Raw genomic sequence first — 6,418 nt, 5'->3', positions numbered from 1 at the left:
GGCGAACGCCAGCAGTGCGGCGATCACGCCATGGGCGCCGACACAAGGCGGACCGCCCGTGATGTGGCTACTGTTCGCGTGAACGAGCCCCGATCTTGCGGCCGCCCCCAAGTCAGGGCATTGACCACGCTACGCCGCGCGCGTGACGCGCGGGTCACGGCGACGCCAGCCGCTGGTGACCTGGCAGGCGTGATCTTGGCCGCGCGCGCTCGCCGACCCTGCGGCCGCGTGCCCGCCCCGCTCCGCGGCGCCGCGGGCAACAACGCCGGCTGCACCACGTAATCTCGCGGACACATAGGGAACGCCCTAGCTGGTCGCGCCGGGCGGGATGGGTACGGTGTAGCCAAGTCGTTGCACCGCTCGCGCGCCGGCTCCGTGGCGGGCGAGTGCGATCGAGGCTTGGGGAGGCGTGCCATGACGGCGATCACGGGTGAAACACCGCTGCCTTCCGGTCCCGCGGAAGGGGTCGATACGGGTCGAACCGAGCTCGCGCGCGGCGGCTCGGGTACGAGGCTGGACGGTGACACTCAGGCGCTCATCGACCGCCTGGAGCAGACGCCGGAACGGGTTCCGGACGACCTGCGGCGCGAGTTGCGCGAGCACATCGCCGACATGGACGACCGCTCCGAGCGCCAGGCGATGTTCACGGAGCTGGCGCGCTCGCGCGACGGCGAGACCCTCGCGGCCCTCCATGACGTGCTGGTCCAGTCCGAGGGGCGTAGCTGGTCGCACTGGGTTCCGTCCCATGTCGGCGAACATGTTCGTGCGGATTTCGTCGACGCAGTGGCCGACCACACCATTGGCGACGCCTGGGGCGACTACGTGCGCGAGACGTCGCTGCGCGCCGACGAGCACGAGCAGCTCGGCGCCGATCTCGCGGCGGCCATCGCGAGCCTCGGCACACCCGGCGGCGAGGAACGCGACGCGGCCGATGCCGAACGCAGCAAGTCGGCATTCGTCGAGCTCAGTGACGTGGGCACGCTCGGCCAGATCGTGCAGCAGGCACTGGACGAGAATACGGGGAGCTACCAGGAGCGCCGTGACGGCGAGATCATCGAGTCCGGCACGGTTGCCGATACCTCGGTCCTCACGGGCCTGGTCAACGCCGCCGGCGATATCGAGATGGACAGCCGCTCCGATGAGCGTGTGCTGATCAGCGAGGTCGTGGGCGCGACGGTCGATGCCTTGCGCACCATCGAGGCGGAGAACGAGCCGACGTCGCGGCAGATCGATACCACCCTGTGGGCGGTCACCGACGTCGTGCGCGAGCAGGGCGCGGACTTCGTCAATACCCTGCAAACCGATCTCCCCGGCGATGCCTTCCAGGACATGGTCCGCCTGTCGCTGGATCACGACTTGCCTGGCCCCATCGGGGCGATGTTCTACGAGATTCGCAGTGATCTCGACGAGTTCGTCGGCGAGCTCCACGACGCAGCGCATGCCGATGATCAGGACAAGCTGGACGAGATGTACAAGCAGCTCACCCACGGCGAGGAGTCGGAGTCACTGAATGCGCTCGAGCAGATGACGCAATCGACCGAGCGGGCTTTCGCTGCACTCGGCCCGGAGGGGCTCGAGGAACGCCAGAGGCAGCTGCAGTGGCAGGCCATGGGGGCAGCGGGGGCGTTCGCCGCTGGTGGTGTCCTGGCCAGGGGCTACCAGATCGGGATCACGCCGTTCGTCGCGGCGGGCTGGAGTGAGGCCGTCCGCGCGACCTACAGCACCGATCCCAGTGATGATCTCGATGACGCGGTCGGTGGCGACCGTGGCTGGAAGGCCACGGTCGTGCTGCCACAGAACCCCCGCGTCGATAGCGAGTTGTCGTCCATCGAGCTCACGGATAACGAGGGCAAGGTGCACGAGTTCGAGCAACCCGGAGAGCCCGTCCGCGAGAGCCATCTGCCTGCCAGTGAGCGCGGTAACAATTATGGTAAGGCGGCCAAGATGATCGAGATAATCCAGGATAGCCTGCGATGAACGGGCGCGGCCGAGTGATCGCGGGCGGACTCGCTCCGCGGCGGGCTTTCCTCGCGGTGAACATTGGGGATCAGCCATGACCGAGATCACGACACAACAGCCGGAGACGCGTGGAACGCCGACGCCGCCGGGTGGCGATGCATTCCTGGTGGCGGATGCCGACAGGAATGCCGACAAGGTCGAAAAAGCGCGCGAGCTGTTCGACGGCCTCGACCCCGAGTCGCTCACGCGCGAGGACGGCAAGGATTTCCTCAAGGCGGTGGCCGATCTCGATGCCGGGGAGCGCAAGGACTTGTTCCAGGGGATCGCGGACGAGGCGAGCGGTAGCGAGCTGGCGGCTGCCTTCGATCTCCTGGAAACGGGCGTGGCCAGGTGGTCCGTCGGGCCGCTCGAATTCGGCGGCAAGACCGACTTCGGCGTGCCCGAGGAGGCGACCGGCGAATTCCTCGAGAGCATGTTCGACCGTGCCTCGCTGGACGCCTATTCCGAGTTTGTCTCGATCCTCGGCGAGCGCGCGCGTGACGACGAAGACCAGGCGCGCACGCTGGCGCAGCTCGTCGTGGCTTCCGGGGGATACGAGTCGGGGCGAGAGGAGAAACTCGTCGGTCACGCCATGGAAAGCCTGGACAGCAAGGAACGCCAGGCCATGATCGAGGGCGCGACCATCCGCGCGACGGAGGCGGAGCCCGTCGGCGGTGGCGTTGACTGGAAAGATGAAAAGGTGCTCGACACCGATCTCCTGAATGCGCTCGTCGGCACCATGGCCCACATGGAGCATCCGGATAGCGAGGTGGAAGGGCTCGACCTGAAGGTCGACGCCTTCAATGAAATCCTCGCGACGCTCGACGCCGACCGTCGCTGGGCCGGGGGTGAGGGCCGGGAAGCGATCGCGTCCAGCCTCGCGACGATCAACGAGATGTTCCGGGCCGAAGGCCCCGATTTGTTCCACCACATGGACCAGGCCGAGCTTGGGGATCCCCTGGAAAGCATGTTCAAGCTGGCGCTGGACAATAAAAGCCCCGAGGCGATCGGCGTGACCCTGGCCACGCTGCGCCAGCCCATGGACGAGTACGTGACCGACGTCCATGAGGCAGCGCTGGAGGCCGACGGCACGACATCGGATCGTCTGGAGGAGCTGAAAGACGAGCTGTATGAGACAGGGCAGGGTGATGCCGGGCGTGCGCTGCATGCGCTGAACCATGCGGCCAAGACGGCTACCGAAGTCATCGATGACGAAGTCGGCGAGGACCAGTACGCCGCCGTTTCCTGGTGGACCATTCGGGGCGCGAGTACCTTCTCCTTGGGCGGCGAGGTCTCGGCTCTCGCCGGCAGAGGGATCCTGCCCCCCAGCTGGGGCAAGGTGGCCGATGTGGCAACGCCCCTTCTCACCGACCTGTTCCTGGAAATCAGTCGCGACATGAGGCAGGCGGACCAGGAGGCTTTCGAGTCGGGCACGATCGGAAGCTGGGCAACGGATGCGATCCTGCCGCGCACCAGCGCCGGCCCCGAGTTCGACGAGAGCAACACCCAGAAATTCAGGAACGCGGATGGTGAGGTTGTCTACGAGGCGCCTAATGGCGAGCTGATCCAGAAGAGCGTGTTGCCGGAGGGGCACCGCGGCGAGCAGGCCGACGGCCAGGACAAGTCGCCGGCCTATGAGATATTCGATCACATTCGCAACCAGTTGATGTCGTCGCTACCGAAGTGATACCGGCAATGCCGCGACGGGTAACGCCCGCACGCACGTGGTCCGAATCGATCGCGGGGAGCAGAAAGCATGAACGCCGAAACCTCCAGTGAGTTGACTCCGACACCGCCGCAGGAGCGCTCGCGCCCGGATCGTGGCGCGGACGGCGGCGCGCAGACGGATTCGTGGCCTGATGGTGGGGGGGCGGATCGGGCAGCCGAGGAGCGCGCGGGCGCGATCGCGCAGGATGTCCTCGAGCTCCAGAGCGCCCATGCGAGCGACCAGCTGCCCGCGGCGGAAGTGGACTCGCTGCGGCGCGAGCTCTCCGACTTGCCCAGTGAGGCCCGGGAGCAGGCTTTCGCGCGCCTGGCCGACCGGGATGGTGAGTACGAAGGCGCGACCCTCCGCATCGTGCACGAAGTCGTGAGCGACCATGAAGGCATGCGGGCGGAGTGGTCGGATGCGGTCGCCGAGCACGCTTCGGTCGCTGCGCGCACGGCGTTCCTCGAGCAGTCCGCCGGTGATCTCGCCAGTGATGAGCGACTCGCGCGCCTGGCCGCGGACACCGTGATTTCGCTCGGTAACGAGCCCCGAGCCCGAGCCACCGACGCACTGCGAACGGCCTATGACGCGCTCAGTGATCCGGCCTCGCGCAACGAGCCGCTGCACGCCATGCTCGCGGCGTCGTCGCAGCTCAATGGATCGACCCGCGCCGACGCCACGCTCGACAACGAGCGGTTCGACCAGGTCGTGAGCACGCTGGGCGAGCACTTTACCGAGGGCGACGAATACGACCAAGGGGACAGTTTCCGCGCCTACGGCGTGCTCGAGGCGGCCACGCGCGTCGTCGACAATACGCCGCGGCACAACGACGCTGTCCGCGAGACCATGATCAAGTCCCTGGAGAGCCTGGGCGACATCATTGAGGCCGATTCCAACGGACTGACGTGGGCCAATGACAACAGCTATGACAGCTGGGACGGCGGCCTCGAATTGTATCGCCAGATCGCCCGCGAGCTGGGGCGTGATGATCTCGCCGATCGGGCGGGTGGCGCGCTTGTCGACGATGCCGGTTCCGGGGTGGAACGCTTCGGCAGCGAGCTCCTGGAAGATATCCGCCAGGCACGTGCCGGTGAGAGCATCGACCCGGAGCGTCGCCAGGAGATCCGCGAGCAGTACTTCGATCTCGACCGCGAAACCCGCCAGGAGGTGGTCGGTTACGTCGCTGATCGCGGCCAGACCGAGGGCGAGCATTCCCACCTCGCGGTGCTGGCGGACTTGTTGCCGACGTACAGCGATAACCCGTCCACGTTCTCCATCGCCGATGACATGGCCGCCGCCATGATCGACAACAGCACGAGCGAGGAGCGCGCGGCATTCATTACGGCCCAGGCGGGCAGCCTGCGCGCCGAGCCCTTCCACGCCCGCATGGGCGCACGGATGTTTGCCAGCCTCGCCGACGAGCCCGGCGGCGAGGCGGCGGCGCGCAATGTACTGAGCGAGCTCAACTTCCATGCCAATGCCATGCCGGGCAAGGACCCCAATCAGGACCTCTACGCCATGCTGACAGCGGCTGCGCCGCAACAGTACACCGGTGGTGCGCGCGACGGCCATGAGACCGGGTTGCTGCAGGACTTCATCGAGACGACCAACAAGACACTCGGTAATGGTGAAAACGACGGCTTTCTCAAACACAACGTGTTCGAGGGCGTGAATCGGCTGGTCGCCGACGTCGAGCCATCTGGCCCGCACCAGGAGCAGTGGCAACCGGTGATGGCGGGCCTCGCCCAGATGGTCGAGGATCGCGGCATCGACCTGGTGAAGACGGATCGTCAGACCCACGGGGTATGGGAGGGCAATCTCGACATCTATTTCAAGAATCTCGCCGACACGGGGCGCGGCGACCTGATCGTGCATGCCCTGGAAACCTGGCGCCAGCCGATCGACGAGATGGTCGGCCGGATCCAGGAGGCCCATGATGAAGGGGACAGGGAAACGATCGAGGAGCTCTATTACGCCATGAATCCCGGCGAGCTCGAGTATGCCGAACGCGATTTCGAGCTCAAGGATATCGAAAACAGCCTGCGTTCCTTTGCCGAGGAGGATCTGCGCCATTTCCGCTATGCCCTGGCCCAGTTCCATGAGGGCATGGACGAGCGCGGTATCGATTTCAGCGAGGCCAACGCGACCTGGCAGGGTCTCGCTACCGCGGGGATCTGGTCGGGCAAGGCCGTGGCCAGCATGTTCGCGGGTGGACCGCTGGGGACAGCTCTCACGGTTGTGACGCCTTTCGTCGAGGCGGGCGCACTGACGGCGATCCAGGACTATGCCAGCTCGCAGATCGAGGGCCTACGTCACGATACCCTCGCGCTGGGCGCCCTCTCGGCGATGCCGCGCAATCCCGGCCAGGATCCCGTGATCATCCCGGCCGAGGAGCTGCAACAGCTGCAGCATCTCGAGGGTGTAGAGGCCGATCAGGATCAGGTGGCCTATCCGCTGCTGCGGCCCGATGCCCACACCGGGGACACGGACTCCGCCAGTAGCGGCCCGTCCGCCCGTGATGTCATGAATCAGATCCTGCAGGAGCTCGATCGCGCCTTCAGGGATGGTGATTGGTGAGACAGCCGGGCACGGTCGAAACCCAGCCCGATCAGGGCAACCGTCGATGCCCGGACTTGTGACGCGCCGTAACAGCGACGGCGCCGGCCGGATCGTCAGGCAATGGTGCGTGGGCGGCCCGGCCGGCGGCGGTCG

Annotated in this window: 3 protein-coding genes; all 3 read left to right on the top strand. The window is 66.5% G+C overall.

Features of this window, described 5'->3' with window-relative positions:
• Positions 1-414 precede the first annotated feature (414 nt).
• The 3 genes from ACLFRM_RS08715 (at position 415) to ACLFRM_RS08705 (ending at position 6,283) form a co-directional block, all read left to right on the top strand.
• A complete protein-coding gene (locus ACLFRM_RS08715; RefSeq protein WP_410755351.1) occupies positions 415-1,977 on the top strand; it encodes a hypothetical protein in 1,563 nt (520 codons plus the stop codon).
• A 76-nt stretch (positions 1,978-2,053) separates the two neighbouring features.
• A complete protein-coding gene (locus ACLFRM_RS08710) occupies positions 2,054-3,685 on the top strand; it encodes a hypothetical protein (RefSeq protein WP_410755350.1) in 1,632 nt (543 codons plus the stop codon).
• Positions 3,686-3,754: 69 nt separating this feature from the next.
• Positions 3,755-6,283 (top strand): hypothetical protein, encoded by a 2,529-nt coding sequence (locus ACLFRM_RS08705; protein WP_410755349.1) that lies wholly within the window; start codon positions 3,755-3,757, stop codon positions 6,281-6,283.
• Positions 6,284-6,418 lie beyond the last annotated feature (135 nt).

It is taken from the genome of Guyparkeria sp. (assembly GCF_046540515.1).
GTDB lineage: Bacteria > Pseudomonadota > Gammaproteobacteria > Halothiobacillales > Halothiobacillaceae > Guyparkeria.
Note: the sequence above shows the minus strand (reverse complement) of the source record. Positions and strands in the feature narration are given on the sequence as shown.

Excerpts from the sequence above, each read along its gene's own strand:
- ACLFRM_RS08715 (WP_410755351.1), top strand. The coding sequence starts at position 415 with ATGACGGCGATCACGGGTGAAACACCGCTGCCTTCCGGTCCCGCGGAA.
- ACLFRM_RS08710 (WP_410755350.1), top strand. The coding sequence starts at position 2,054 with ATGACCGAGATCACGACACAACAGCCGGAGACGCGTGGAACGCCGACG.
- ACLFRM_RS08705 (WP_410755349.1), top strand. The coding sequence starts at position 3,755 with ATGAACGCCGAAACCTCCAGTGAGTTGACTCCGACACCGCCGCAGGAG.